This window comes from Fructobacillus sp. ChS1-6f1-1-27 (genome assembly GCF_059579415.1).
Window position 1 is genome coordinate 53,391 of the sequence record NZ_JCAOER010000006.1, and the last position, 25,047, is coordinate 78,437.

The window sequence follows — 25,047 nt, forward strand, 5'->3', positions numbered from 1 at the left end:
AGTCGTAAAAGCTATTGTAGACCTTTCACTTGCAAAATGCAATTTTAGTTGGCCACTCGACCTAACGATTGGTTACATCAGAGGCATTCATGGCCGCCATCTTACGTAAATAAGACCAAATTGCATCTCGCTTAGTACGCAAAGCCACCCAAGCAACTGCATATAACAGTTCAACTAAGATAATGTACTGCCAATGTCCAGAGATAAAGGCCGCAAAGATGACAGCGGTCATTGGTCGAGCCATCACATTATAAGAAACCACTAAACTAGTCACGCCGCCAGCTAATAAGCCATACTGACCCAAAGCTGCCGTATACATTGGTGCCATGTAAGATCCAGCATATAATCCGACGGTAAACCAAACAAAGCCAGCAGCAATCACTTTGGCCATATTTCCCCGGTAAATGGCTACCATTGATTCCAGCATAAATGGCAAAGCAATTAAATCAACCACTGGTAACATGTGATTAAATGGCATGATCATCGCCGTTAAAAGCAAGACCGGCATTAATACCATTCCTGAAATCAACGTGACTGATTCACCGTAGCCAACACCATCGTCAACCACTATCAAAAAGCTTCCAGCCTTCCTTCCACTTTGCCGTTTAGTGATTGCTTCAGCTAAGGGACGAAAAGCCTGGCCGAAAAGTTTGGCCATCATTGGAAAAATAGTCATTACCGTTCCAAGTTGAACTGCAAAGGTTAAAATTTGCCCCCAACTCTCCAGCGTAATTAAATGGTTTAGGTGACCAAGAGTCGCCAACAGCAAGCCAATCATGATACCGATTGACATCGGCTCACCAAAGATACCAAGGCGTTCTTTTAACTTAGCCGGTGTCCAGGTTAACTTATTTAAACCAATCAAATTCCAAAGTGGGTCGAATAAAATTGCCGGTACAACCGCCTCAATATTATGCATCGACCCCGTCGTACCGTTTGGAACTTGGTAGTACTCAGCATAGCGGTCAGCCTGAATTTCAGCCAATAACAGGCTCACTTCCATTAAGAAAAAGCACAATGACAGTGACACAATGAAATCATTCGTTACCGCATAGGCCACCGCGCCCCAAACCATAAAGCTCCAATTTTGCCATAAGTTTGTCGCGAAAAAGGCTTTGGTATAACCACTGATAAACATCAAAACTTCAGTCAGCAAACCAAATAAGAAAAAGGCAATTCCAACTGGTGACTTAAAGGCCAACAAGGGGGCCGACTGCCAACCCGTATCAATGACTGGCAGGTGCATCCCCGTTGTAGCAACCATTTCCTGGACAACTTTGGTTACTAGTGGCGTAAAAGCAGCAATAATCCAGCCAAAGGCCGTTAGTGCAACACCAACTAATAGACCGGAGGTTAACGCCATTTTTAAGTTTACTCGCATAAAAACGGCAACAATAAAAATTACAATTGGAATAACGACACTATGACCTAAAGTTAAAACTAAATTGGTAAAAAAACTCATTTTAATCCTCCCCTGGCTTAGGCTTTATAATAACCAGCAGCTGTTCCCTCTAATGTCTGGTACAAGAGCTGGTTTCGTCTATCAAAGGCTAAATAAGTATCAACATTGTCAGCATTTGGCTGGTATTCACAGCTTCCATAACCAACTAAGTCTTCAACCGCCTTTTCATAGCTTGGATACTCGCCCATATAAACCAGGCCCGCAATTAAAGCGCCCAACGCAGTTGATTCAACAGAATTCGACTTACAAACTGGTAAGTTATAAGCATCCGATTGCATTTGATTCATCACATTTGAATTCGTCAACCCGCCAGAAATTGTAATATTACTAATTGGTCCCAAACTCTTAAAAATACCCAGCCCCTTATTAATTTCAACAAACAAACTTACCATTAAAGCGTACAGCATATCTTTTCGAGTAGTTGAAAGGCCTATATTGGAAAAAGCTGACCGAATATTAATATCATCTTTGCCAATCGATCGCCCCTTGTGAAACGGTAAAACTGATAAATTAATTAACTGTCCATAACAAGCCCGCAGATCTCGGTCAATCATTTGATAAAGATTTAAGTCGTCTGGGTAAAAATTTTCAATGAACCAATTAAAGATGGCTGAACAGGCCAACAAATCAATCTCTAAAATATACTTATCTGGATGGGCTGACTTGTTATAGATAATCCGCTTATCTAAGTGGTTAGGTAATTGGTCAATCGTCTTAATCAAGTACCCACCAGTACCAGTATTAATTGATATCTGGTCATGACTGATAATTCCCGCTCCTAGAGCGGCACACTGTTGGTCACCGCCGGCAGAAATCACTGGGATGCCAACTGGTAATCCGCTCAACTTGCTATAAAAGGGTGTCACTGTCCCGGCAGAATCACCAGGTGAAATTAACCGAGGCATCTTGTCCTGGTTCAATCCTAAAATCTGAAAGAGACTCTTGTCCCACTCTAAACTATGGATATTCATCAAGTTTGTCCGAGACCCGTAAGTTGTATCAGTGGTATACTCCCCTGTCATTTGATAAGTCAAAAAAGACGGAATATTTAAGAAGTAGTCTGCCTTTTGATACACATCTGCTTTCTGGTACTTTAGCCAAGCAATCTTAGCGCCCAGGTAAACAGCGTTCAACTTTGATCCAGACTGTTGTAAGAAAACCTCATCATAGTCGCGGTACCGGTCTAAGACATGGTTAACTCGAGTATCCTGCCACATAATGGCCTTGGCAATCGCCTGGCCATTTTTGGTCGCAATTAGAGACGACCGCTGAGAGGTAACGGACACCGCCTTAATTTGACTATGGTCACGCTTGGCTGCTTCGACTGATGCTTTCACAACCTGTAAACATAAGTCTGAAAAAGTATTTGGCTCCTGGGTAACTGACCCATCCTTTGCATAGTCAGGCCGGTAAGACTGACTAAATTTATTAAGCAAGCGCCCCTTTTTGTCGTAACGGATTGCTCTGATACTAGATGTTCCAATATCAATTACAAGGTAGGTATCCATCCGTGTTCCTCCTGATTGTCATAACGGACCTGACCGTAGTAAGCATTCTTTCCATGCTTTCTTTGGTAATGAGCTGCCAATAAGCCATTTGAAACCAAATGGTTTTGATGGGATAGTTGCAAAGCATGATAAGTGATTTCAGCACTAATCTCTAACACCTTAGCGTTATAAACTGATTCTTTCGGATTATTTCCCCAAGTAAACGGACCATGATGAGCAACTAAAGTAGCCTGAATCGCCTCCGGATCAATTTTTTGACCGGTAAAATAATCAACGATTGCTCGACCCGTATTCAGCTCATAGTCAATGGCTAATTGCTCATCCCTCAACGCGGGAACACAAGGAACTGTTCCAGCGAAGGTATCAGCATGAGTAGTCGAAACTGCTGGCACATCCATCCCCGCCGCTGCAAAAGCAACCGACCAAGGGGCGTGGGTATGAGTAATCGCCCGAATAGTTGGAAAATGGCGGTAAAGTTGTAGGTGTGTCGGTGTATCAGTAGAAGGGCGTAAGTCCCCTTCTACTACACGACCATCTAAGTCAACGACCACTAAATTTTCCTTGGTTAATTGGTCATACGGTAAGCCAGAAGGCTTAATCACCACTAACTTTGATTCCGGGTCAAAGCCTGAAACGTTTCCCCAGGTAAAAGACACCAGGCCAAACTTCGGTAACATCATATTGGCTTGGTGAACTTCTTCTCTGATTTCTTCTAACAGCATTTATGCCTCCTCCACAATTTGATAGCCAACTTGCTTTAAAAAATTAGCAATAAAATCCGCCGCTTCAATCACACGTTGAACTGCATTATCACTATGTTCCGTCCACATTTCAATCGTCAAAGTTCCCTGGTAATTTGCCTGATATAGGGCTAAGAACAGTCCCTTAAAATCAACCGTTCCATCACCAAAGGTCACATTTTTAAACAAGCCCGGGTTATCAGCCGTCACTGGCAAAGTGTCCTTTAAATGAATAGCTGCGATAATTGAAACGTGTTTTCTTAAGTCAGTAGCGACCTGACTCTCCTTCTCGTAGGCAAAGGCCGACAAGTTCCCCAAATCTGCATAAGCGGCTAACCAGGGCGTTTTAATTTTTTCCTTAATATCGGCAACCTTCTTAACCGTATTGATAAAGGGGTCATCCATCGTTTCGACCGTAACCATTACCTGCTTTTTAGCAGCATAGCGAACGACCCGGTCCAAATTATTGTAAAAACGCTGGGCAGTTACCTCTGATTTTTCGTGATAATACTCGTCATAACCAGCCAATTGGACGTTACCGCAGCCTAAGTCTTTGGCTAGTCGGATTGCTTGGCAACAAAGCCCATAAGCCATTCGATAGGTGCCGGGGTCTGTTGAACCAAGTGGATACTTGCGTAGGGCTGACAACATTAATGTTTTAATTGGCACATTTAGCCGTTGGCTCAGCCGGCGCAACTCATTACGCTTGCCAACCGACCAGTTAAGTCGGGCAATCCGCCACTCACTTTCATCAATAGAAAGTTCAATAAAAGAACAACCAGCAACTCGAACAGCTTCTAATTTTCTTTGCCAAGATAATCCGACCGGTAGTGCTTTCTCGTTAACTCCTAGTTGTACTGCCTTCAACGTCACCACCCCAATATTCAGTAATTACTTGTTGGAAAGCCCTAGCCGCTTTGGCCACATCTTTTTTTCCCGTGATTGCTCGACCAGCAATAAAAATATTAATTGGCAAATCAGCAAAGAGGGGGATGGTTTCTAGGGTTAAACCACCGGTTACCGAAACCTTAAACCCCATTTTAATTAGCCTAGTTACCGTTTCTAAGTCATCAGCCCCCCAACTGCCCCCGCTTAATAAGGTGTCTCGACTTTGGTGGTAAATCACTTGGTCAATGCCACATTCACGCCAGATTTCAGCCTTAGAAAAATCCCAGGCAGAATAAAGTTCAATTTGAAGTTCCTTCATCTCTTTTTGAGCAGCCCGCATTGTTGGCAAAGTTGCTGAGTCAATCACCGTCATATAATCGGCACCTGCTAATCGAGAATTTTTAGCAACTGTTCCCCCAGCATCCGCACACTTGGTATCAGACACCAAAATCTTATCTGGGAACATCGCCCGCAACACTCGAATCGCCTCCTGGCCAGCCTGCAGTTCTAAAATAGTTCCCACTTCGATCACATCCACAACTGGGCCAGCCTGTTGAGCAATATGAACGGCTTCTGTTAATGAATTTTGGTCTAATGCCAGTTGCAACTTTGGTCGGTTCATTTTCTTCTCCTTTTACAAAAACGATGGGAATGGTAGGTCGTTATCAGCTTCAAAAGCATCGTCAAAACCACGGTCGTGGTGGTACTTAAAACGTTTTTCATCTTGTGGGTAGGTGTATTCGCCACCCACCTGCCAAATAAAGGGGTGGAACTGGTATTGCAAAGTTTCTTGCTTCATCCGCCACAGGGTTAAAATTTCCTGAGGGTCGGCTGCAAAATTAGTCCAAATATCATAGTGGACGGGAATGACTACCTTGGTCTTCAAATCTTCTGCCGACCGTAAAACATCAACTGATGTCATTTTGTCCGTGATGCCCCGGGGATTTTCACCAAAATTAATTAGTTCCACGTCAATCTGGTTTTCATTACCGTGCTTAGTAAAGAGGTTGGACATGTGGGAGTCGGCCCCGTGGTACAAGTTGCCACCAGTCGTCTTAATTAAAAAGTTAACCGCTAGGTCGTCCATATCAGGTGGTACTTGTCCTGATAACTTAGTCTTTTTGCTTACCGTCAACAGGGCCGTACGGTCAAAGGCCTCTAAGGCTTTAATGGTCACCGACTTCACCTTCACTTCATCACCAGGTCGTAAAACAACTGTTCTTTTTTTCGGGACACCCCACTTAATCCAAGTGGCAACAACTTCCTTTGGGCCAATAAACTTGGTATCGGGTCCAGCATTTTCTAAGACTGCAGCGGCCGTATGAATATCTAAGTGGTCCGAATGAATATGGGACACCAGCAAAGCATCAACGTTTTTCACTTGAAATGGGTCAATGACAAAGGGTTGCTTGCGTAAATTTGGTTGAAGTTTCTTAACGCCTGACATCCGCATCATTTGGTGACCTTCTTTCATTAGGCCATTACCATGAGTTCTTTTGCCAGTCCCATTCCACAGGTCAATTAAGATATTCGTCTTTTCATGGGTTTTCAACCAAATCCCAGTATTTCCTAGCCACCAAATTCGAAAATTTTTAGCAGGAACTTCCGCTTGGTCAATCGCTTCATTCAACCATGTTCCCCATTCAGGAAAAGTATTTTCAATCCAATTTTGCCGAGTGGCTTCTTTAATTGTGGTTGCTTGTGCCATTTTAGTTCTCCTTTTTTGCTCAAAGTAATTGTGGTTCTAACCCTATTATTAGTAACTTTTGGTCGATAAAAAAGACTCACTTTAAAGAGAATCTCTTTAAAATGAGCCTGTTATTTATGCCAACTGGGTAGACTTTTTAAGTGTTATCCCCTTACCCTAAAAGAAAAAACGAGGTTATCAGAATGCCAACACTTTCCGACAAAAATGTGATTGACTACCTCAGTCAACAATCGATTCTGCCTAAAATCACTGCCATCAGTAAACAACTAAACCTCAGTCAAAATCGGATTTACTACTTACTTGATCTCATCAACCAAGGATTAATTGCCAAAAGGCTAAAGCCTCTAAAGGCTGGCAATAAAATAACTAAGGCTCAAACTGACTTTTTAATAAAGGAAGCAAAGACCTGGCCAGACAAACCCCGGTGGACCAACCAAGAGCGACTGAAAATGCTTGATTTACTCATCACAGCCCCAAGAAAACGATGGACAATCGACCTCTTTCAAAAGCTTTTTCAAGTCCACCGCAATACCATTATCAGAGATATCCGGCAGCTCAAAAATCGCGTCATGTTTAACCCGGCCTTTTCTCACAATATTGGCCACCATTACCAGGAAAAAAGACGGACAATAATTATTCACGCTTACTCCCTAGTTAAAGACCTATATGACAATGGCGTTCCTTTTTTAGGCTATGCCATTAAAGAAACACCCACTTTGAACGAAAACACAATTGACCAATACTGCCGAAATTTACAAGCAGCCTCCCGACAGATTCAAAAAGAAATTACCGGCCGTGACAGTCAAATCATCGTTATTTTTACCCTAATAATTGCCCAGAATGTCACCTGGTTAAGTAAAAAGGGTCAACTTGAACAGGGCGACTTATTTTCACAAAGGGACAAGGAGAAATTTGCCAAACGAAAAGAATTCCGAGTTGCCAATAGCTTACTCTCCACTGTCAAAGCTCACCTAACCCATTTCGACAAAGACCAATTAACCAACCTACATTATTTTTTAACCTTACAACTGCTAAGCTTGCCAAAAGACCATGACCACCACGCCCAGTCCAAAAAGAGTTTTACTGACTTACTGAAACTGAGCCAATCTCTTTCAACTGCTTTTTGTCAGGTCCTAGCCCTTAGTCCCTCAACAAAGGAACAACTAGCCAACAATGACTTGGTAACTGCTATCCAGACTCAAATCAAGCCCTTTTGGTATGCTAACCAGTACCAAACCCTTCCACAAGATAACTTCTTAATCCGCCTACCAAAGCTTGAAAAAACTCTAAATGTAATTTGCCACCAAGAACCGGTCAAACAGTTACTATCACAAACTTTTCCCTCAGGCTTTACCGAAGAACAAATTCGCAGCCTAGCCATGACCTTTCAACGGCACCTAATAGCTGCTACTAATCAAAAGTTCAAGATTATCTTGGTAACCAGGCTACCAGCAACCACTGTCCAGTTAATTTCAGACCTACTAACTTACCGTCATGGGAACCAATTTCTGACCATCGAAGTGATAAAAGGCTTTCACCATGGCCGGCCCACCGCTAGGACTGACTGTGACCTAGTGATTACCGAGCAAGCTGACCTCAACCTTCCCGGAATAGTTTACGTACTACCAACAGCAATAGAAGTAACTGACATCTTGTCCTTGTCAGAACGAATCGCTGACCTCCGTTACCAAAAAATTGGCATCTAAAAAACCACCCTTGCCAATCAGCCAGGATGGTTTTTAAAAGTTATTTTACAAGTCCCCATTCAAGAAATGGTTCTTGCCTTCGCCAAAGGACCAATCTTCAGCATGGTTTTCAGCAAATGAGATAATCAAATCTTCAGGACGAACGTCAATATCCTTCAAAGCAGCGACCAAAGCCTTGGTAAAGGCCTTCTTGGCCTTGGTTGACCGTGGCGTTGACAAAATGGTGAAGAACAGGACCTTGCTTGACCGGTCGTAACCCAAACCAACGTCTTGGAAGTTGATTTCGTAATCTTCGTGTTGTGTCACAATTTGAAAGCGGTCGCGGTCAGGCAATTCCAAGTTAGCTTTGGCAACGTCAAAGCTGGTCTGCATCAATTGCTTGATTTCTTCTGGGCTGTACTGGCCCTTGATCATATCAATTTTCATTAATGGCATGGTGGTCTCCTTATTACATGCAGGTATTAAGTAAATCCTAGCATAGAAAGTGACCGAGAACAATCACTTTGCTTAGTGAACCTTGTCCACCTTAGCCATTTGAACCACTTGGTCATCTGTTAAGGCATTCAACTGGTCTAAGAGCTCACTGGCAAATGCAGCCGGCCGAACCCGGCCGGCCGCCACCGCCAACTCCCCAGCTAGTGGCAACGTGGCAGCAGCATAGGCTAAGTCCTCCACTGCCATGCTCTGACTGGCAAAGGCCCCCAGCAAGCCATCCAAGGCATCCCCCATTCCAACGTTTACTGCCAATTGCTTGGCCGAGTTTTTAACCAGATAGGTGGCCTTTCCATCAGAAACGTAATCGACCGCCCCAGTTGCAACCACCACTGCCTGCAACTTCAAAGCCGCTTGTTCGACCACCTCAACTGGGTCAGCAGTCCCAGCCCCCGCATCAATGCCGCGTGACTCCCAGGCAATCCCAGCTAAACTAGCAATTTCGGCCAAGTTTCCTCGAACCAGGTCAACTTGGACCTGGTCTAGCAACTCTTGGGCCCGCCGTGTCCGCAGTGGCGTAGCGCCAACGGCTACCGGGTCAAAGATGACGGGATTGCCCAGCTGGTTGGCCTTCTTACCGGCTTCGACCATTAACTCGGCCGCTACTGGTGAAGTCGAACCAAGGTTCAACGTAACCGCTGAAGCAATACTAGCCAGGTCCCCAGCCTCAACCGGGTCAGCAATCATAATTGGCGACGCCCCAATATAAGAAATCGCATTAGCCACTAACTGTGGCGTGACATTATTGGCAACGTTTAAAACAATCGGCTGGTTATTTTTAACCGCACTAAGTCCTGTAAAAGTCATTGTAAGGCTCCCTTCAACTTGGCCACTGTGGCCTTAATATCTGAACTAGCAGTAATGGCTGAAATCACTGCCACCCCGTCAAGGCCAAGGCCAGCTAGCTGGCCAACATTTTCTACACTAATCCCACCAATCGCAACCGTTGGCAGGTTAGTCGCTTGGCGGATGGCCGTAATCCCGGTTGGTCCAATCGCCGGCTTAGCATCCGGCTTAGACGAAGTTTGAAAAACCGGCCCCAGGCCGAGATAATCGACCTGGTCTAAGACAACTTGGCTTTGGTCCAATTCCCCTAGGTCATGGATGGACAAACCGAGCATTAGGTCCGGGGCCTGTTGCTTAATCTCACTAACTCGCTGGTCCCCTTGACCAACATGGAGACCGTCAGCATTAATTGCCAGGGCCAAGTCTAAGTCATCATCAACGTACAAAGGAATCCCGGCTTTTTCACACAGGCCTTTTATTTTCCGGCCCAAGCCAATTTTTTCTGCATCCGATAACTGCGACCCATCTTTTTCTCGGAACTGAACGGCCGTCACACCAGCCTCACAGGCTTCTTTAACCACTTCCAACACCCGGTCAGCACTAAAACCAACATTTTGACTCCCAATTACTAAGTAGACTGAAAGCGAATTTCGATTAAAGTTCATCGCCTAACCCTCCGCTGGTACTTGCCAATTACCATGGTTCAACGGTCCGTGCCCATGACCAAGTGGCAGAGGGTGACCGATAATTTCATTCATGTAGTCGTGGCCGGCCACAATCGACTCTTTTAGGCCACTACCCTGGGCTAAGTGAGCAGTAATTGCGGCTGACAAAGTATCACCGGTCCCGTGCTTGCTGGTTGTATGGACTTTGGGTCCTTCCATAAAGAAGTCCTCGCCCGATTCTAACAAGCAATAATCATAGATAATCTCACCATCATTGTGGCCACCCTTGACTAAGACGTTTGGCACGCCAAGCTTTTGGATGGCAACCGCCGCTTTTTTCATATCAGCCTTGGACTTGACGTCAATGCCAGACAATAAGGCCGTTTCTGGCAAATTAGGAGTTACCAGAGTTGCCAATGGCAGTAAATTCGTCTTTAAGGCGACGATTCCAGCTTGGTCCAACAAAGTAGCCCCACCCTTGGCAACCATCACCGGGTCGACCACCAAGTTTTTCAAGTGGTACTTTTCGACATTCTTGCTAACCTGGATGACCCGGGTGGCGTCAAATAAGGCCCCCGTCTTGGCTGCTTTTACATCAAAGTCAGCCATGACCGAGTCAAACTGAGTATCAATCATCTCGGGGCTAGTCGGTACAGCTTCCTGGACAGTAATCGTGTTTTGGGCCGTCAGACCGACCACGACACAAGTCGAAAAGGTTTGACAGACCTGCATCGTCTTCAAGTCTGCCTGCATCCCGGCCCCACCACCGGAATCAGAACCGGCAATGGTCAAAGCAGTTGTGTATTGGAAATCTTTATTTGCCATGGACAGCCTCCACTGGTTGCAAGAAGAAAGCATTCTCCAACCGGGTTGATTCCCGGAAGGCTTCCAAGGCCCGGTCATGGACTTTCTTAGAATAGTTCGGTGCCATCTTATTCACCAGGGTCAACAATTGATTTGAAAAGCCTTGGTCAACACCGCGGTAGTAGCCAACCCAGCCAATATAAGGGTTGCCGGGCGTCACCATTCCATAACGGATCAGTAAGTCAGCTAGGTAAGCGTAGTCATAGGGACAAGCCGTTAGAGCCACCAAACCGATAAAGTCGTCTTCGGAGACTGACTGGTCCAAGTGGTTTAAGTACTCATCGGTCACTGGTAGGTTTGGATACTTGCCCTCCTGGATGCTTTCATCAGAGGTCTGGGCCTGGTCCAAAAGCATCTGGTGAGCCTCATATTCCTTTTGGTCCATGTCCGGCATGGCAACAACTGGCTCTCCCGTAATCCCCGTAAAGACCTTTTCATACCAGGGCAAGTAGTGGTCTAAATAACGGTGGTCTTGCTGGACGTATTGCAACAAGACATCAGTATCGATTTGCCCGGCCGCCATCATCTTGATAAAGGGATTTTGAAAAAAGGCCTCCTTGTATTCTTCCATAATTGGCTGTAACTTCGTGGAAAATGGTTCTCCCATCATTTTCTTTCTCCTCGGTGCAGTCAAATTGGGTGCGGCATCCAACCATTGTTTTTTTAGCAAATAAAAAAGTCCCCAGCCTGAGCTGAGGACTACGCGTGCCTAAAAAGCACTCAAAAATCCAATTTAGAAGTTTCCTGCGACCGTATTAGCGGTATCAGGTTCAATGGGTATAATCTCAGCTCAGGGCACCCCAACTTTATTTCAAAAGTAGTATAGCATGAAAAATAGAACCGGTCCTAATTATTTTTAAAATCCCCCTTGTTTCATCACCTTATATAAGCTATATTATAAGCATACATAGTTTACCAGCATTTAGAGATAGAGAGGTATTCAAGATGGACCCAGTTAAAATCAAGGACTTAGCAACCTACTTCGACTCCACCAACCAGAGCTTTTTTACCCTCTATACGACTTGGTTTCGCCAAGTTAAAACAGCCCTTCACCAACTCGAGCTGACCCACCCCCAGGTCCAAGTCTTAGCGACCGTTTATGGGTTGAGTAAGCAAAACGATGAAGTCACCCAGATTATGGTTGCCCACTCCGCCGATATCGATGCAATGACCGCCTCATCGATCATCACCAAGCTCAGCCGGGCTGACCTCTTAGACCGTTTTCCCGGGAAAAAGAATCCCCGGGCCAAAGCCTTGGTCCTAACCGGCAAAGGTTTGCAAAAGCTTCAAGAAGCCCTAACGGTCATGAATGAATTTGACCAGGAGTTTTGGCAGAGTCACCAAGCCGAACTCAAAGCTAAGTTTGAAGAAATGACGGCTATCCGCAAGCCCCACTAAACATGACGAATTCACCGAACTGAAAAGCGAAGTCCCACAAACGGGACTTCGCCTTTTTTATTGGCGGTTAGCCTTTTCCTCTAATTGACGGATTTTTTGTTCCTTGCCTACTAGTGAGACTAACAGCGCAATCGCAATAATTGCTGCCAAGTAAATCACATAAGACCCAGCATCCCAGCCGTACTGGTGGACAACCATACCAATAATTGCCGTCGCAATCGTTTCACCAAAGATGTACTGGAAGAAACCCATAAATCCGGTTGATAAGCCCACCGCATAATTTGGAACAGCTTCGTTAACCATCAGGCCGACCAGTGACAGTGGCGTATAAATCAAGGTTCCAAGTAAGAACAAGACCGCTACTAAGACGAATTGGTTGCTCGAAGTAAAGTACAATCCGAGGCAAGCAAACATCAGAATCGTTGCGCCCAAGCAAATGGCTGCCCGCCGACCATGCATGTAGTCTGACAAGTAACCAAACAAGACTACCCCAGGAACAGCCGAAACTTCAAAGATTCCAACAAACCACTTGGCCCAAGTGACACTAAAGCCCTTGCTTGGTAAGTAGGAGGGAATCCAAGACATCACCCCATAGCGAACAATGTAAATCGACATTGATGTCAAAGTCACCAACCAAACCACCCTGTTGCACAAAATATGACGGACAAAGATTTGCCAAACTGATTCGTCCGTTTTATTTTGATTTGTTTGATGGCCGCGGTCATCCACCTCAACATAGCCAGAATAAGTGGCAATATCTGGTAAACCAACCTTTTCAGGGGTATCCGTGTTAATAACCAGCATCAAGGTCGCAATTACTGCTGAAACGAGTGATGAGACCATAAAGACTGCTGTTAATGAGCCAGCGAAGTACAAAGTAGCAAACTGTACAGAAGCAACACAGAGAAAGGCCCCAGCGTTGTGGGCAGATGCCCAAATCGAAAAGGCTATCCCCCGGTTCTTCTTAGAAAACCACAATGAAATCTGCCGCTGGCAGGCTGGTGCCCCCATTGCTTGCGTCACCGCCACTAGAAACATCAGCCCTAAAATTACGTAAAAGTTGGAAGTAAAACCGATTAACAAGTTCATCAAGGCCGACAGGTACAGGCCAACTGCTAGAAAAACCCGGGCGTTCAGCCGGTCAACTAAGGCGCCCATAAAGATCTTAGCAATCCCATAGCCAACTCCAAAGGTCGACAAAATCAGCCCCATCTGGCTCATATCAAAACCGTAGGCATTCATAATTGGTACCTGTTCTGTAATAAAAACGAGTCGAATAATATAATAAGCGATATAAGTAAAACTGGTGGCAAGTAACACCCCAATTTGACGCCGGCGGTAAGTGGTCTTGGTCGCTCTCTCCTGCGATACTGAACCCCGCCCGGCCTTCATTAACATCTTGAACATCGTAAATCCTCTCTTCACAGGTCACCCATAACGACCTGCCCTTCTCATTTTAGAATTTATTGTCATGGCAAAATCCTGGCCAGGTTTGATTGCCTATCCTGATTTTATGGGGTCAGCTAACCTTTGTCAACGGAAAGAATGCCTATACAAAGGTATTGTAAACCCTTTCATTTTATATTTTGGAAAGCTAGTCCAAGACCTTAAATCCACAATTTTAAAATCCAAATTCAAACCACCCTAGCCTTTTTAAAAGCATCAAAAAGACGGTTGAAAATCTTCAACCGTCCAATTTAAAAATAAAATTTTAATGAGAAAACACTTTAACCCTTGGGCTGGCCCTTCCCAGCTGCTGCTAGGACTGCCTGGTAAACAGCATTGCGCATGCCGTTTTGATCTAAGGCCAAGACACCTTGGATGGTGCTACCACCAGGAGAAGTAATCTGCCCCTTCAAGTCAGCAAAGGACAAGTCTGACTGACTGGATAAAGAAGCCGTCCCACCAACCATGGCCGCAATCAATGGCTTGGCCTGGTCCCGGGTCATCCCCTCAGCCACCGCCACATCTTCTAAGGCATCCATCATCACATCGACAAAGGCTGGTCCGCAGCCACCAACAGTTCCGGCAATCCCAATTTGGGCCTCAGGAACAGCGACCACATGACCCAAAAGGCCCAAAAATGTTCGAACCGAATTCATCTTATCACCGGCAATTTCTCGGTTTTCTACCAAAGCAATCGCACCGGATCGGACTGCCACCGGGATATTTGGGATAAAGGTCGTCACTGGACTAGCCGGTGCCGCCTTTTGCAAGTCGGCCAATGAAACCGAAGCGGCCGCAGACAGCACCACCGTCTTAGCTGCCAAACCAGCATTCACGACCTGCTTTAAAACGTTGGTGGTAATGGAGGCTGGCACCGTCAAAACTAAAATATCTAAGTCTTTAGCCACCAGGTCGCCATACTGTGAAACGGTAGGAATCCCAAGTTCTTCGCCCTTAGCAGGGTTTGAGGTATAGGCAGTCACCTTTTGACTAGCGGCGGTCATCCCCTTTACCAAAGCAGTCCCCATATGGCCTAAGCCAACGATTCCAACATTCATAATATTCCTCCCAAACGATTTAACTTACTCTCATTTTAGCATAGAAAAAGCGGCCAAAAGCCAGCCGCCTAAAACTTATTTTTGTTTGAATTTGAACGAAGCAACCACCAATAAGATGACCATCCAAGCCAAGGCTAGCAAGGTCGTGACCGTCGTATCCTTCTTAACCAGCAAGATGATAAAAATCAAAGCTAAAAAGGCAATCGTAGCGTAGTTACTAAAGGGTGCCAAAGGCAACTTAAAGGGCTTTTCTAAGCCAGGCTGGTCAGTTGATTGACCTGCAGCCTTTTGAGCCTTTTTAAACCGCAAGTGGGTCCACATCAAGGCCATGTAAATCAGCAAGAAGGCTGCTGAAGCAGTCGCTGAAACCAAGGTGAAGGCGTCAGTTGGGAATAAGTAGTTCACCACTACCGCCAAGCCAACAATCAAGGTTGACAAGTTAATGGCTGACCGAGGAATGGCATGCTGGTTCAACTTCTTTAACCGTGACCCCTCGCCAACCAATGAATATAGCATCCGGCCAGTGGTAAAGAAGGCCGAATTAATGGCTGAAGCAGCGGCAGTCAAAACCACAAAGTTAATCACAGCTGCGGCCGATTCAATTCCAATCCCAGAAAAGACTTGGACAAAGGGTGATTCACCGGCTTGGTAGTGGGTCCAAGGCTGGATCATCATAATCGCCATCAAGGCTCCAATATAAAAGATTAAGATCCGAAAGACAATTGAGTTAACCGCCCGAGGAATTGTTTGCAAGGGGTCCTTGGTTTCTGCAGCAGTAATACCGACAAATTCAACCCCCAAAAAGGCAAAGAAGGCCATTTGGAAAGTCGATAAGATGTTCTTGCCATGGTCAGCCACAAGTCCATGGGACCACAAAGTTGAAAACTGGGTAACCCCAACAGAAGTTTTCACATGACCAAAGGCAAAGACAAAGCCAATCACAATCATGGCAATAATCGCCGTAATCTTAATCGTTGAAAACCAAAATTCGGCTTCCCCAAAGATTTTAACGGCAATGGTATTAACTAAGTATAAGACAATTAAAAAGGCTAATTCAAAGGGCCAAGCCGGCATGGATGGGAACCAAAACTTCATATAGGTTCCAATCGCCGTCAACTCGGTCATAGCAATCACAATCCAGCCTAACCAATAAGTCCAGCCTAAGACAAAGCCAGCCTTTTCCCCCAAGTACTGGGTCATGTAGTCAATAAAGACTGGTTTTGAATCATCTGAAACCAGGAGTTCACCCAAGGCCCGCATAATCGCAAAGACAAAGAGACCAGTAATAATGTAAACCAACAAAATAGCTGGTCCAGCCTGGTGGATTGAAGTTCCCGCTCCTAAAAAAAGACCAGTTCCAATCGTACCACCTAAGGCAATCATCGAGATATGTCGGTGTGATAGTGTCCGAGCAAACTCTGTTTGCCCCTGTTGTTCTACTGCCATGCAAGTTCTCCTTTGCTTTCCTTCTTTAGTAGTTTATACTGGAGAGAAAGATAAGTAAAACTAAACATTTTCAATTTAAAGTTAAAAAAATTCACTTACAACCATGAAAACATTCACCTACGAGATTTTTACCACCGTTGCTGAACTCGGATCCTTCCGTAAAGCCGCCGACCAGCTCAATATTACCCCTTCCGCAGTTTCCCACGCGATTTCCCACTTGGAAGACCAGCTTGGTATTCCCTTGTTAATCCGTAACCGGTCCGAAATGCAGGTTACCAAAAACGGCCAGGTCCTCTTACCAATGATGGAACGGCTTTTAAACGAAGAGCACCAACTCCTAGCCATGGCCGAAAAGATCCAAGGTTTAAAGGGTGGTGAAATCCGGATTGGGGCAATTTCTTCCATCTGTATTGTCTGGTTACCAACCATCATCCAACGCTTTACTAAAAAGTACCCCGATGTTCAGATTACTTTGATTCAAGGGTCCTTTGCTGATATTGAAGAAGCACTGTCCTTAGGGAAGATTGACCTTGGCTTTTCAGCCCTGCCCGTGAAAAACCAGCTCGATTCCATTCCACTGGTAAACGATGAAATCAAGTGTCTGACTCAAGCTGACTACAGGCCCAAAAACGGCCAGTCAATTGGGCCTGCTGACCTGTCTGACCAGCACTTTATCTTGCAAAAGGCTGACTACGACTCTGATACTAAGGCTGCCTTGGACGAACTCCAAGTCAAGCCCCAGGCCATCAATTACTCAATTGATGACCATTCCATCATTGCCATGGTCGAGGCTGGCTTAGGCTGGGGAATTCTGCCTGACTTAGCCATTCCAACCATCTCTGCTGATGTCAAAGCCTTTCCCTTCGAGCATCCCTACTACCGTCACCTGGGACTAGCGATTAATCCCTCCTCTGCCAAGGACCCCTTTGTCCTAGCAATGCAAAAAGAAATCCTCGATTTCTTACAAGACTAAAAAAAGACGAACACTTTCCAGCTGAATGTGAGTGCACACAAGCACACACCATCAGCCCCTGTGTTCGTCGTTTTTATTTGTTGATTAATATTTGGCCAAGACCAAGGCGACTTGAACTAAGGCCAGCAAAATGGCCATTATCATCCAGCCAGTTGCCTTCATTGGGTAGGTCCGGTAAGCAGACCGGTCAGCCCCTTCTTGAAAGCCATGGGAGGTCATCGCCATTGCTAAGTTTTTCGACCACTTAATCGCATGGACCAAGGCTTTAAAGTACAAGGTTGGCTGCCACCAGTGTAAGACCTGGCCACGCATCAAACCAGCAGCCTGGATGCTTTCCAAAGCCCGCTTAAACCGGGGCATAAAGTTCAAGGCCCCTAAGATTCCGTAAGTGAAGGTTGCCGAGAACTTTAAGTTTTGCCGGAGCGAAGCTAATAAAATATAGGGCGTCATCCCCAGAGTCAACCAGGCCCCCATAAAGATAAAGACTAAGACCCGAGACCCCATTACCAGGCCAAAGTGGAAGTTCTCAGCCGAACTTCCCTGACCATAAAGGTAAAAGGACCAGAAGGACCCAAGAACTGGAATCACCGCAATTAGCAGGTAAAAACCAATCTTTTTCAAGGGGTGGCGCTTAGCCAACAGTACCAAGAAAACCGTCGCCACAATCACAGCATTTAACGTGACTGATTGGGTCAGTGAGATTTCCAGTGAAATTAAGACTGCTAGAATCAGCCGTTGGGTTGCGTTCATCATACCAAAACCTCCCAACTTTCCGTCATGTCTGTTCCTTGGTAGTCCAAGTGACGGTCAACAATCCCAACTAAGTCCCTGACTTGGTGAGAAACCACAACTACCGTCATTTCTAATTCCTGCTGGCTTTCTTGAATCAGTTTCAGTACTACCTGGACTGACTCTTCATCTAAACCAGCTAGTGGCTCATCTAAGAGCAAGGTCGACGGGGCCACGACCAGCATGAGCAAGAGCTGTAATTTCTTTTGCTGGCCACCTGACAGGGTATAAACCGACCGGTCAGCTAATCCTGCCAAATGCAAGCGGTCCAACCAGGTAGCAACCCGGTCTTTTGTCCAGTAATCGGGCCGGTGGGTCGTTTTGACCACCTGGCCAATTTCTTCTTCGACCGTAATGTTTAAGAACTGGTCAGAAGCGGACTGAAAAACCAATCCTAATTCTTGGTAGTAGGCCTTCTTCTTCCAATCTTTGACTTCCTTTTGACCGTAGACTAATGAACCCTGATAGTCATGCAAGTGGGCCATCGTCTTTAAGACGGAAGACTTACCGACCCCATTGGGGCCAGTGATCAAAGTAATCTGCTGGGCTAAGACCGTCAAGATATCTTGGTTTAAGACCAGCCGCTTTCCATTTTGAACTGTCAGATTAGCAAAATGAAAGGCCGGTACTAACCCGTCCTGTCCATCTTCAGGCCGCTGGATGGTGACCCGCTCTTTTTGGTAATCATACTGGTCCCAATCAGCTTGGTCAACAGCCCTTAAGCCACAGCCCTTCACCTGGTAAAAAGCAGTTACCTTATCAAAGTAGCCGGCAGGGTCGTGGTCAGCAACCAAAATCCCATACCCTTCCTTGCTTAAGTCAGCTAAGAGGCCCTGTAGGTCATCACGGGACTGCTGGTCAATCGCGGCAAAGGGTTCGTCTAAGAGCAAGTACTTAGCCCCCAGGGCTAGGACTTCTGCTAAGGCCACCTTTTGCAGTTCCCCACCGGACAACGTTTGAAAGGGTCGGTCAATAAAGGCCGTTAGGCCAACTTTAGCTAAAGCCCAGTCGGTCCGCTGATCAATTTCTGCCGGGTCTAACTGCAAGTTTTCCAAGGCAAAGATAAATTCTTCTTTGACAGTTGGCATGGCAAACTGGTCATCCGGGTTTTGAAAGAGCAAGGCAACTTGCTTGGCCCGGTCATGGGCTGGCAGGTCTGCTAAGTTCTGACCGTTTATTTCAACTTGGCCAGCGACCTGGCCCCCATATTGGGGGTACAACCCCGCTAAGGCCTTTAGTAAGGTCGACTTGCCAGAACCGGATGGTCCCATCAGCAAGATCAAATCATTTTCTTTTAAGGTAAAGTCAAGGTCTTCAATAATCGGGCTATTCTTATACGCCACCCCTAAGCGCTTGGTGACTAATGTCATCCGTAAACTCCTTTGATTGACTTAGTCGTGGGCCAAAAGCTTTGACCGGTCCAATAACTTGGCAATCAAGTGGACCAAGACCCCTGAGAAAAAGAAGATTGACAGGTAGCGGACAATAAACAAGGCGATTAACATACCAAAGTTATAGTGGGCATAACCAGACTTAACCAAGTCCCAGGCAAATGTCACGATTGTTCCAGTCAAAGTTGACAGCCACAAACCGGTAAACCAGTTCTTATAACCAACCAAGGTGAAACCAAGTTCTGACCCAATTCCTTGAATCAAGCCTGACAACAGCGTTCCAACACCGTAAGCCCCACCAAGGAACATTTCCCCAGCAGCTCCCAACATTTCACCGATGAAACCAGCACCGGGCTTCTTCAAGATGTAAGCGGCCAATGGACCAGCCATCATCCATACTCCCAAAGTGACTTCGTTGGTAAAGGCTTGCAAGCCAATCACGGCCAAGCCACTATAAACAATTTGGTAAACCGGGTCCATAATCCAGTAGACGACCGAAAAAATGATCCCAACCAATGCCAGCAAAATCACATCTTGTAACTTCCACTTCGTATTCATTTCCTTCTCCTCAATGCATTTGACACCCAGGGCAAATGAAAAACCATCCGCCTTGGCATAGATTTCCAACACGAATGGTCACAGTAAAAAGCTTGTGGATCTTCCTTCGTCGGTCTTAGCCTAACAGGTTCAATGGGTTTAATCTCAACCAAGTTAATGGTACCCCAGATCTCAAATATGAAATTATTACTCTCTCATCATACACAGCCGTTCTGATTTACGCAAGCATTTTCTCAAATAAAAAACCAAGCTAGCATAACTAGCTTGGTTAAAAATCAGATGAATCTTACTTGTTAGCCTTGGCAACAGCAGCCATTGCTACGGATGAAACGTAGTTAACTGGTTGACCGAAGTTAGGTTGGAAGAAGAAGTCAGTCATTGACAATTGGTCAATGGTCATCTTGTTTTCGATAGCAAGTGAAACCACGTTAGCGGCTTGTGAGATGTCATGCTTTGACAAGAAAGCACCACCAACAATCCGACGAGTTCCCTTTTCCCAAGTAAGTGAAGCTTGGACAGAAGTCGTTGACAACATAAAGTCAGGACGGTAGTCTTCTGAAATCGTCACTGATTCCGCTTCAACACCCTTACGGGCAGCTGATTGTTCTGTCAAACCAGTAGCGGCATATGCCAATTCGTACAATTCAACGGCTGAAGTAGCTTGAGTCCCTTGATAACCCAAAGTTGGTTCAACGATGTTCTTACCAACCAAGATTCCTTGGCGAACAGCATTGGTTGCAAGTGGGATGTAGTCATCCTTTTCTGTTGGGTTATAGTGAACAGTTGCTGAATCACCAGCAGCATAAACGTCCTTGACAGAAGTTTCCATGAACTTGTTGACCTTGATGGCACCGTTTGGCAACATGTCAACTTGGTCCTTGAACAAGGCCGTGTTAGGCAAGAAACCAATTCCCAAGATGGCGATATCGGCTTCGTAAGTACCCTTGTCAGTTGTAACCTTAATACCATCAGCAGTATCTTCAAAGCCAGATACCATTTGACCCAAGGCCAACTTAACACCATGGTTTTCATATTCCTTTTGGAATACTGATGAGAATTCAGGGGCAGTATTGTTAGCCAAGACGCGGTCCAAACCGTCAATCAAAGTAACTTCCTTGTCGTTAACTGACAATTGTTCTGCCAATTCGGCACCAATGTAACCAGCACCAATAACAATAATCCGCTTAGCAGATTCAGTCACTTCCTTCAATGAGTTGGCGTTGTCCCAAGTCTTTGAATCAAAAACCTTGTCAGAATCGATACCAGGAATACGAGGCTTGATGGCCCGTGATCCAGTCGTGATCACAATCTTGTCAAAGGTTTCTTCTGATTCTGAACCTGAAACCAAGTCCTTAATCTTCAAAGTCTTACCTGCTAAATCAGCGTTTTCAACCAAGGTCTGCATATGCATGTCGATTCCTTGCTTGGCCATTGATTCAGGGCTTTCATAAAACATCTTGTCAGTTGATGAGACGTTGTCACCAATCCAAAGAGCAATTCCACATGACAAGAAAGAAACCGTCTGGTTCTTTTCGTACACGTGCACTTCAGCGTCCGGATGGTCAGCCTTAATTTGCTTAGCGGCAAAAACGCCAGCGTGTGTTGAACCAATCACTGCAACTTTCATAAATTCAGCCTCCTAATATAGCTATGTGAATTTTGTAATTAAATCATAACATTTCTGCTCCAATTTGTCAAAAGTTACACAAAGTGAAACAAAGGACTGCCTTTTTATAAAATACAAAAAGCACACTCACAAGGAGTGTGCTTTTTTAAGGTTAATGCTTATTTAACAGCATCCTTCAAAGCCTTACCAGGCTTGAATGCAGGAACCTTTGATGCAGGAATTTGGATTTCTTCCTTAGTTTGTGGGTTACGTCCCTTACGGGCTGCACGTTCACGAACTTCGAAGTTACCAAAGCCAATCAATTGAACCTTTTCGCCCTTCTTCAAGGCGTCTTCGATTGATGACAAAACTGCGGCAACAGCCTTGTCAGCATCCTTCTTAGTTAAACCAGTCTTCATTGCAACTGAGTCGATCAATTCTTGCTTGTTTGCCATTCCTTTTCTCCTCACAAAAAATTAAATTAGAATCACCATCAACGTGACAATCGTTGGTGGGCTGGGAACGCTACCGTAGCAACTTCCATAAGGATAGAATAGCACAAGTAAATTAAAATGTGTAGGGAAATTAGGCAAATTTCTCTAAGAATTTGCGATTTCCAGACATTTTACAGTAATTTATGCCATTTTCTCGTCATTTTAGGCCAATATTACTTACGCTGACGGATAATTAGCTTAATTGGTGTTCCAGAAAAGTCAAAGGCCGACCGGATTTGATTTTCCAAGAAACGTTGGTAAGAGAAGTGCATAAGTTCCACATCGTTAACGAAAATCACAATCGTTGGTGGTTCCGTTGCCACCTGGGTCGCATAATAAACCCGGAGTCGCCGACCATTATCAGTTGGCGCCGGATTAGTTGCCAAGGCATCCATCAAAACATCGTTCAAAGTTGATGATGATACCCGCTTTTGATAGTTATCATTCACAGACAAAATCAAGTCAGGCAGACGGTCTAAGCGCTGCTTAGTCTTAGCTGAAACAAAGACGACCGGTGCATAGTCTAAGAACTTAAATTCCTGGCGAATTAAGTTCTCAAAGTCAGTCATCGTGTGGGTGTCTTTTTCAATGGCATCCCACTTATTAACAACGATTACTAAAGCATTACCAGCTTCATGAGCATAGCCCGCGACGTGCTTGTCTTGCTCACGGATCCCAGTTTCAGCATCTAAGACCATCAGGGTTACCTGTGAGTCGTCAATCGCCTTCATCGCCCGCATAACAGAATACTTTTCCGTATTTTCGTAGACCTTACCACGCTTACGAATTCCGGCGGTGTCAACCATCACGAATTCGTCCCCTTCAGGGGTCATAAAACGAGTATCAATGGCATCACGGGTCGTTCCTTCGATATTAGAAACAATCATCCGGTCTTCGCCTAAGATGGCATTAACGATTGAAGACTTACCAACGTTTGGCCGACCAATAATTGAAAAACGGACAGCGTCATCTTCTTGCACAGCCGCTTCATCAGGGAAGTGCTTGACAATTTCATCTAAAACGTCCCCAAGGCCGATTCCGTGTGACCCAGACACTGGGTAAGGGTCGCCCATTCCAAGCGAGTAAAAGTCATAGATATCTGCCCGCATTTCAGGGTTATCGACCTTATTAACGGCCAAAACAACCGGCTTATCGGTACCATAGAGCAGGTTTGCCACCGCCTGGTCATCGGCAGTCAACCCTTCCCGTCCTGACACAACCATTAAGATGACATCCGCTTCATCAATGGCTAATTCGACCTGACCCTTAATTTCAGTCAAAAACGGCGCATTACCGATTTCAAGTCCACCAGTATCAATGACCCGAAAGTCATAGTTCAACCAGTCAGCCTTAGCATAAAGGCGGTCACGGGTAACACCTGGCATGTCTTCAACAATTGCCATTCGTTCCCCAACAATTCGATTAAAGAGCGTTGACTTTCCCACATTTGGGCGGCCAACAACGGCTACGATTGGTGCTGCCATCTTACTCTCCTTTCCCAATAAAAAAAGACTGGAAAACCAGCCTTTATAATTTAATCTTACAACTTGTCGCCGAAGATGTCGCCCAAAGTAGCGCCACCTTCATCTTCTTGTTGGAAGGCTGCTACATCAGCACGTGATGCACCGTGGTTATCTTCACGGTCTTCGCGTTGGTTAGCAGGCTTTTCTTCCAAAGCTTTCATTGACAATGAGATTCGTTCTTCAGCAGGCTTAACGTCCAAAACTTGAACCTTAACCTTGTCACCAGAAGTCAAAACATCTGATGGGTTTTCAACACGTTCGTGTGAAATTTGAGAAACGTGAACCAAACCTTCAATACCAGGGAAGATTTCAACAAAGGCACCAAAGTCCTTAACACGCTTAACAGTTCCTTCAAGAACAGTACCAGCAGGAGCCTTTTCGGCTACTTCATCCCAAGGACCTGGCTGGGTTGCCTTGATTGAAAGTGAGATACGACCGCGGTCAGTATCCAAAGCCAAAATCTTAACGTTAACCTTTTCACCCTTTGACAAAACGTCGGCTGGGTTCTTAACACGGTCGTGTGAGATTTCAGAAACGTGGACCAAACCGTCAACGCCACCCAAATCAACAAAGGCACCGAAGTCAGTCAAACGAGCAACAGTTCCTTCAACAACTTCACCAACAGTCAAGCGGCTGAATGCTTCAGCCAACTTTTCAGCGCGTTCTTGAGCGGCAACAGCCTTACGTGACAAGATCAAACGAGCCTTAGCTGGGTCGATTTCGATAACTTCGGCCTTGATGTCTTGACCCTTGAATTGGTTCAAGTCAGAAACAAAGCGTTCTGCAACCATTGAAGCTGGTACGAAACCGCGGATGCCGTTAACATCAACAATCAAACCACCACGAACGGCGTTGATAACCTTAGCATCAACAACGTCACCTTCGTTAAATGACAATGATTCCCATGCCTTGCGGGCTTCCAAGCGCTTCTTTGACAACAAGTAGGCAACGCCTTCCTTGTCGCTTGTTACGTTCGAAACAACAACAGTTTCAAGGGTGTCGCCAACCTTCAAATCGTCGGCCAAATTGACGCTGCGGTCATCAGAGTACTCACGCGCTGGCACAACTCCTTCTTCACCGGTGTGAAGACCGATAACTGCTTGGTTATCGTTATCAATAGCTAGCACTTCGCCAGTTACGACATCCCCCACCTTAATTTGATCAGCACTTTCCAGAGCTGCTAGTAATTCGCTGTTAGTATCACTCATGACGTCAAACGTCCTCCTACAATTTACACTTATAAAGATATTTTATCAGAGAAAGCCGATTTTTCCTAGTCTTACCGGCAAAAAAATCTAGAAAGTATCTGATTTTTCGACCAAATAAAAATCAAACCAACCAGTCTGAATACCTATTACTATATTCTAACAGAATTAGACCAAAATAAAAAACCACCTTATGATATGAACCCCAAAATTAGGACATGTCATTGAGCGGCCTTGAGGACTGATGCCCGATATTCAATCGGCGTCAGTCCTTTTAATTTGCTCTTAATTCGTTTTGTATTGTAATAGTGAATATATTCTTTGATGGCTTGATTGAGTTC

The 25,047-nt window shown here is 45.2% G+C and carries 25 protein-coding genes and 2 riboswitches; of the genes, 3 read left to right on the forward strand and 22 right to left on the reverse strand.

The window, feature by feature from the left end:
- Positions 1 to 61: 61 nt before the first annotated feature.
- Genes AC5162_RS04270 through ulaG form a run of 6 tightly spaced genes read right to left on the reverse strand, consistent with a single transcriptional unit; the run spans position 62 to position 6,306 of the window.
- On the reverse strand, positions 62 to 1,462 hold the full coding sequence (locus tag AC5162_RS04270; RefSeq protein ID WP_496534015.1) for a PTS transporter subunit IIC: 1,401 nt from the start codon (positions 1,460 to 1,462) through the stop codon (positions 62 to 64).
- Between the two features lie 17 nt (positions 1,463 to 1,479).
- Positions 1,480 to 2,970, reverse strand: a complete 1,491-nt coding sequence (locus AC5162_RS04275) for an FGGY-family carbohydrate kinase (protein WP_496534016.1) — start codon at positions 2,968 to 2,970, stop codon at positions 1,480 to 1,482.
- Complete coding sequence (gene araD / locus AC5162_RS04280; RefSeq protein ID WP_496534038.1) at positions 2,952 to 3,689, reverse strand: L-ribulose-5-phosphate 4-epimerase AraD; 738 nt, start codon at positions 3,687 to 3,689, stop codon at positions 2,952 to 2,954. Before araD ends, AC5162_RS04275 begins: the two co-directional genes overlap by 19 nt.
- A 3-nt stretch (positions 3,690 to 3,692) precedes the next feature.
- Positions 3,693 to 4,583 (reverse strand): L-ribulose-5-phosphate 3-epimerase, encoded by an 891-nt coding sequence (locus AC5162_RS04285; RefSeq protein ID WP_496534017.1) that lies wholly within the window; start codon positions 4,581 to 4,583, stop codon positions 3,693 to 3,695.
- The gene (locus AC5162_RS04290; protein ID WP_496534018.1) at positions 4,552 to 5,220 is read right to left on the reverse strand and encodes a 3-keto-L-gulonate-6-phosphate decarboxylase UlaD; all 669 of its coding nucleotides are present in this window, start codon (positions 5,218 to 5,220) and stop codon (positions 4,552 to 4,554) included. The genes AC5162_RS04285 and AC5162_RS04290 overlap by 32 nt, the downstream gene beginning before the upstream one ends.
- A gap of 12 nt (positions 5,221 to 5,232) precedes the next feature.
- The gene (gene ulaG, locus AC5162_RS04295) at positions 5,233 to 6,306 is read right to left on the reverse strand and encodes an L-ascorbate 6-phosphate lactonase (protein ID WP_496534019.1); all 1,074 of its coding nucleotides are present in this window, start codon (positions 6,304 to 6,306) and stop codon (positions 5,233 to 5,235) included.
- 182 nt (positions 6,307 to 6,488) lie between these two features.
- Between ulaG and AC5162_RS04300 the strand changes: the two genes are divergently transcribed.
- On the forward strand, positions 6,489 to 8,012 hold the full coding sequence (locus AC5162_RS04300) for a BglG family transcription antiterminator (RefSeq protein ID WP_496534020.1): 1,524 nt from the start codon (positions 6,489 to 6,491) through the stop codon (positions 8,010 to 8,012).
- Between the two features lie 45 nt (positions 8,013 to 8,057).
- On the opposite strand, the gene AC5162_RS04305 is transcribed toward AC5162_RS04300, so the two are convergent.
- The 5 genes from AC5162_RS04305 to AC5162_RS04325 form a co-directional block, all read right to left on the reverse strand.
- Positions 8,058 to 8,447 carry a tautomerase family protein gene (locus AC5162_RS04305; protein ID WP_496534021.1) on the reverse strand — a complete coding sequence of 130 codons (390 nt, stop codon included), beginning with the start codon at positions 8,445 to 8,447 and terminating at the stop codon, positions 8,058 to 8,060.
- A 72-nt stretch (positions 8,448 to 8,519) separates the two neighbouring features.
- Positions 8,520 to 9,311, reverse strand: coding sequence for a hydroxyethylthiazole kinase (thiM, locus tag AC5162_RS04310; RefSeq protein ID WP_496534022.1), 792 nt, complete (start codon positions 9,309 to 9,311; stop codon positions 8,520 to 8,522).
- Positions 9,308 to 9,955 (reverse strand): thiamine phosphate synthase, encoded by a 648-nt coding sequence (thiE, locus tag AC5162_RS04315; RefSeq protein ID WP_496534023.1) that lies wholly within the window; start codon positions 9,953 to 9,955, stop codon positions 9,308 to 9,310. The genes thiM and thiE overlap by 4 nt, the downstream gene beginning before the upstream one ends.
- Positions 9,956 to 9,958: 3 nt before the next feature.
- Complete coding sequence (thiD, locus tag AC5162_RS04320) at positions 9,959 to 10,780, reverse strand: bifunctional hydroxymethylpyrimidine kinase/phosphomethylpyrimidine kinase (protein WP_496534024.1); 822 nt, start codon at positions 10,778 to 10,780, stop codon at positions 9,959 to 9,961.
- Positions 10,770 to 11,429 carry a thiaminase II/PqqC family protein gene (locus AC5162_RS04325; protein WP_496534025.1) on the reverse strand — a complete coding sequence of 220 codons (660 nt, stop codon included), beginning with the start codon at positions 11,427 to 11,429 and terminating at the stop codon, positions 10,770 to 10,772. Before AC5162_RS04325 ends, thiD begins: the two co-directional genes overlap by 11 nt.
- Positions 11,430 to 11,543: 114 nt before the next feature.
- Positions 11,544 to 11,632: riboswitch (TPP riboswitch) on the reverse strand.
- A 132-nt stretch (positions 11,633 to 11,764) separates the two neighbouring features.
- Here AC5162_RS04325 and AC5162_RS04330 point away from each other — a divergent pair.
- Positions 11,765 to 12,217, forward strand: coding sequence for a MarR family winged helix-turn-helix transcriptional regulator (locus tag AC5162_RS04330; protein WP_496534026.1), 453 nt, complete (start codon positions 11,765 to 11,767; stop codon positions 12,215 to 12,217).
- 57 nt (positions 12,218 to 12,274) lie between these two features.
- On the opposite strand, the gene AC5162_RS04335 is transcribed toward AC5162_RS04330, so the two are convergent.
- From AC5162_RS04335 to AC5162_RS04345, 3 genes are all read right to left on the reverse strand, one after another.
- On the reverse strand, positions 12,275 to 13,615 hold the full coding sequence (locus AC5162_RS04335) for an MFS transporter (protein WP_496534039.1): 1,341 nt from the start codon (positions 13,613 to 13,615) through the stop codon (positions 12,275 to 12,277).
- A 329-nt stretch (positions 13,616 to 13,944) separates the two neighbouring features.
- A complete protein-coding gene (locus AC5162_RS04340) occupies positions 13,945 to 14,721 on the reverse strand; it encodes a pyrroline-5-carboxylate reductase family protein (protein ID WP_496534027.1) in 777 nt (258 codons plus the stop codon).
- A gap of 75 nt (positions 14,722 to 14,796) precedes the next feature.
- On the reverse strand, positions 14,797 to 16,167 hold the full coding sequence (locus AC5162_RS04345) for an amino acid permease (RefSeq protein WP_496534028.1): 1,371 nt from the start codon (positions 16,165 to 16,167) through the stop codon (positions 14,797 to 14,799).
- A 103-nt stretch (positions 16,168 to 16,270) separates the two neighbouring features.
- On the opposite strand from AC5162_RS04345, the gene AC5162_RS04350 reads away from it, so the two are divergent.
- A complete protein-coding gene (locus AC5162_RS04350; RefSeq protein WP_496534029.1) occupies positions 16,271 to 17,140 on the forward strand; it encodes a LysR family transcriptional regulator in 870 nt (289 codons plus the stop codon).
- Positions 17,141 to 17,224: 84 nt separating this feature from the next.
- On the opposite strand, the gene AC5162_RS04355 is transcribed toward AC5162_RS04350, so the two are convergent.
- From AC5162_RS04355 to AC5162_RS04390, 8 genes are all read right to left on the reverse strand, one after another.
- The gene (locus tag AC5162_RS04355; RefSeq protein WP_496534030.1) at positions 17,225 to 17,893 is read right to left on the reverse strand and encodes an energy-coupling factor transporter transmembrane component T family protein; all 669 of its coding nucleotides are present in this window, start codon (positions 17,891 to 17,893) and stop codon (positions 17,225 to 17,227) included.
- Positions 17,890 to 19,299: an ABC transporter ATP-binding protein gene (locus AC5162_RS04360; RefSeq protein WP_496534031.1), complete on the reverse strand. Its 1,410-nt coding sequence runs from the start codon at positions 19,297 to 19,299 to the stop codon at positions 17,890 to 17,892. The genes AC5162_RS04355 and AC5162_RS04360 overlap by 4 nt, the downstream gene beginning before the upstream one ends.
- Positions 19,300 to 19,320: 21 nt before the next feature.
- Positions 19,321 to 19,878 carry an ECF transporter S component gene (locus AC5162_RS04365; RefSeq protein ID WP_496534032.1) on the reverse strand — a complete coding sequence of 186 codons (558 nt, stop codon included), beginning with the start codon at positions 19,876 to 19,878 and terminating at the stop codon, positions 19,321 to 19,323.
- 84 nt (positions 19,879 to 19,962) lie between these two features.
- A riboswitch (TPP riboswitch) is annotated at positions 19,963 to 20,055 on the reverse strand.
- A gap of 109 nt (positions 20,056 to 20,164) precedes the next feature.
- Complete coding sequence (locus tag AC5162_RS04370) at positions 20,165 to 21,505, reverse strand: FAD-dependent oxidoreductase (protein ID WP_496534033.1); 1,341 nt, start codon at positions 21,503 to 21,505, stop codon at positions 20,165 to 20,167.
- Between the two features lie 158 nt (positions 21,506 to 21,663).
- A complete protein-coding gene (locus AC5162_RS04375; RefSeq protein ID WP_047974521.1) occupies positions 21,664 to 21,939 on the reverse strand; it encodes an HU family DNA-binding protein in 276 nt (91 codons plus the stop codon).
- 212 nt (positions 21,940 to 22,151) lie between these two features.
- A complete protein-coding gene (gene der, locus AC5162_RS04380; RefSeq protein ID WP_496534034.1) occupies positions 22,152 to 23,462 on the reverse strand; it encodes a ribosome biogenesis GTPase Der in 1,311 nt (436 codons plus the stop codon).
- A gap of 56 nt (positions 23,463 to 23,518) precedes the next feature.
- Positions 23,519 to 24,709, reverse strand: coding sequence for a 30S ribosomal protein S1 (gene rpsA / locus AC5162_RS04385; protein ID WP_496534035.1), 1,191 nt, complete (start codon positions 24,707 to 24,709; stop codon positions 23,519 to 23,521).
- 218 nt (positions 24,710 to 24,927) lie between these two features.
- The coding region (locus tag AC5162_RS04390) for an IS3 family transposase (protein ID WP_496534040.1) at positions 24,928 to 25,047 on the reverse strand (120 nt) is incomplete at its 5' end.

Excerpts from the sequence above, each read along its gene's own strand:
- thiE (WP_496534023.1), bottom strand. The coding sequence starts at position 9,955 with ATGAACTTTAATCGAAATTCGCTTTCAGTCTACTTAGTAATTGGGAGT.
- AC5162_RS04340 (WP_496534027.1), bottom strand. The coding sequence starts at position 14,721 with ATGAATGTTGGAATCGTTGGCTTAGGCCATATGGGGACTGCTTTGGTA.
- AC5162_RS04305 (WP_496534021.1), bottom strand. The coding sequence starts at position 8,447 with ATGCCATTAATGAAAATTGATATGATCAAGGGCCAGTACAGCCCAGAA.
- AC5162_RS04360 (WP_496534031.1), bottom strand. The coding sequence starts at position 19,299 with ATGACATTAGTCACCAAGCGCTTAGGGGTGGCGTATAAGAATAGCCCG.
- AC5162_RS04355 (WP_496534030.1), bottom strand. The coding sequence starts at position 17,893 with ATGATGAACGCAACCCAACGGCTGATTCTAGCAGTCTTAATTTCACTG.
- AC5162_RS04290 (WP_496534018.1), bottom strand. The coding sequence starts at position 5,220 with ATGAACCGACCAAAGTTGCAACTGGCATTAGACCAAAATTCATTAACA.
- rpsA (WP_496534035.1), bottom strand. The coding sequence starts at position 24,709 with ATGAGTGATACTAACAGCGAATTACTAGCAGCTCTGGAAAGTGCTGAT.
- AC5162_RS04365 (WP_496534032.1), bottom strand. The coding sequence starts at position 19,878 with ATGAATACGAAGTGGAAGTTACAAGATGTGATTTTGCTGGCATTGGTT.
- ulaG (WP_496534019.1), bottom strand. The coding sequence starts at position 6,306 with ATGGCACAAGCAACCACAATTAAAGAAGCCACTCGGCAAAATTGGATT.
- AC5162_RS04275 (WP_496534016.1), bottom strand. The coding sequence starts at position 2,970 with ATGGATACCTACCTTGTAATTGATATTGGAACATCTAGTATCAGAGCA.
- AC5162_RS04350 (WP_496534029.1), top strand. The coding sequence starts at position 16,271 with ATGAAAACATTCACCTACGAGATTTTTACCACCGTTGCTGAACTCGGA.
- der (WP_496534034.1), bottom strand. The coding sequence starts at position 23,462 with ATGGCAGCACCAATCGTAGCCGTTGTTGGCCGCCCAAATGTGGGAAAG.
- AC5162_RS04325 (WP_496534025.1), bottom strand. The coding sequence starts at position 11,429 with ATGATGGGAGAACCATTTTCCACGAAGTTACAGCCAATTATGGAAGAA.
- AC5162_RS04300 (WP_496534020.1), top strand. The coding sequence starts at position 6,489 with ATGCCAACACTTTCCGACAAAAATGTGATTGACTACCTCAGTCAACAA.
- AC5162_RS04270 (WP_496534015.1), bottom strand. The coding sequence starts at position 1,462 with ATGAGTTTTTTTACCAATTTAGTTTTAACTTTAGGTCATAGTGTCGTT.
- thiD (WP_496534024.1), bottom strand. The coding sequence starts at position 10,780 with ATGGCAAATAAAGATTTCCAATACACAACTGCTTTGACCATTGCCGGT.
- AC5162_RS04335 (WP_496534039.1), bottom strand. The coding sequence starts at position 13,615 with ATGTTAATGAAGGCCGGGCGGGGTTCAGTATCGCAGGAGAGAGCGACC.
- thiM (WP_496534022.1), bottom strand. The coding sequence starts at position 9,311 with ATGACTTTTACAGGACTTAGTGCGGTTAAAAATAACCAGCCGATTGTT.
- AC5162_RS04375 (WP_047974521.1), bottom strand. The coding sequence starts at position 21,939 with ATGGCAAACAAGCAAGAATTGATCGACTCAGTTGCAATGAAGACTGGT.
- AC5162_RS04345 (WP_496534028.1), bottom strand. The coding sequence starts at position 16,167 with ATGGCAGTAGAACAACAGGGGCAAACAGAGTTTGCTCGGACACTATCA.
- AC5162_RS04370 (WP_496534033.1), bottom strand. The coding sequence starts at position 21,505 with ATGAAAGTTGCAGTGATTGGTTCAACACACGCTGGCGTTTTTGCCGCT.
- AC5162_RS04330 (WP_496534026.1), top strand. The coding sequence starts at position 11,765 with ATGGACCCAGTTAAAATCAAGGACTTAGCAACCTACTTCGACTCCACC.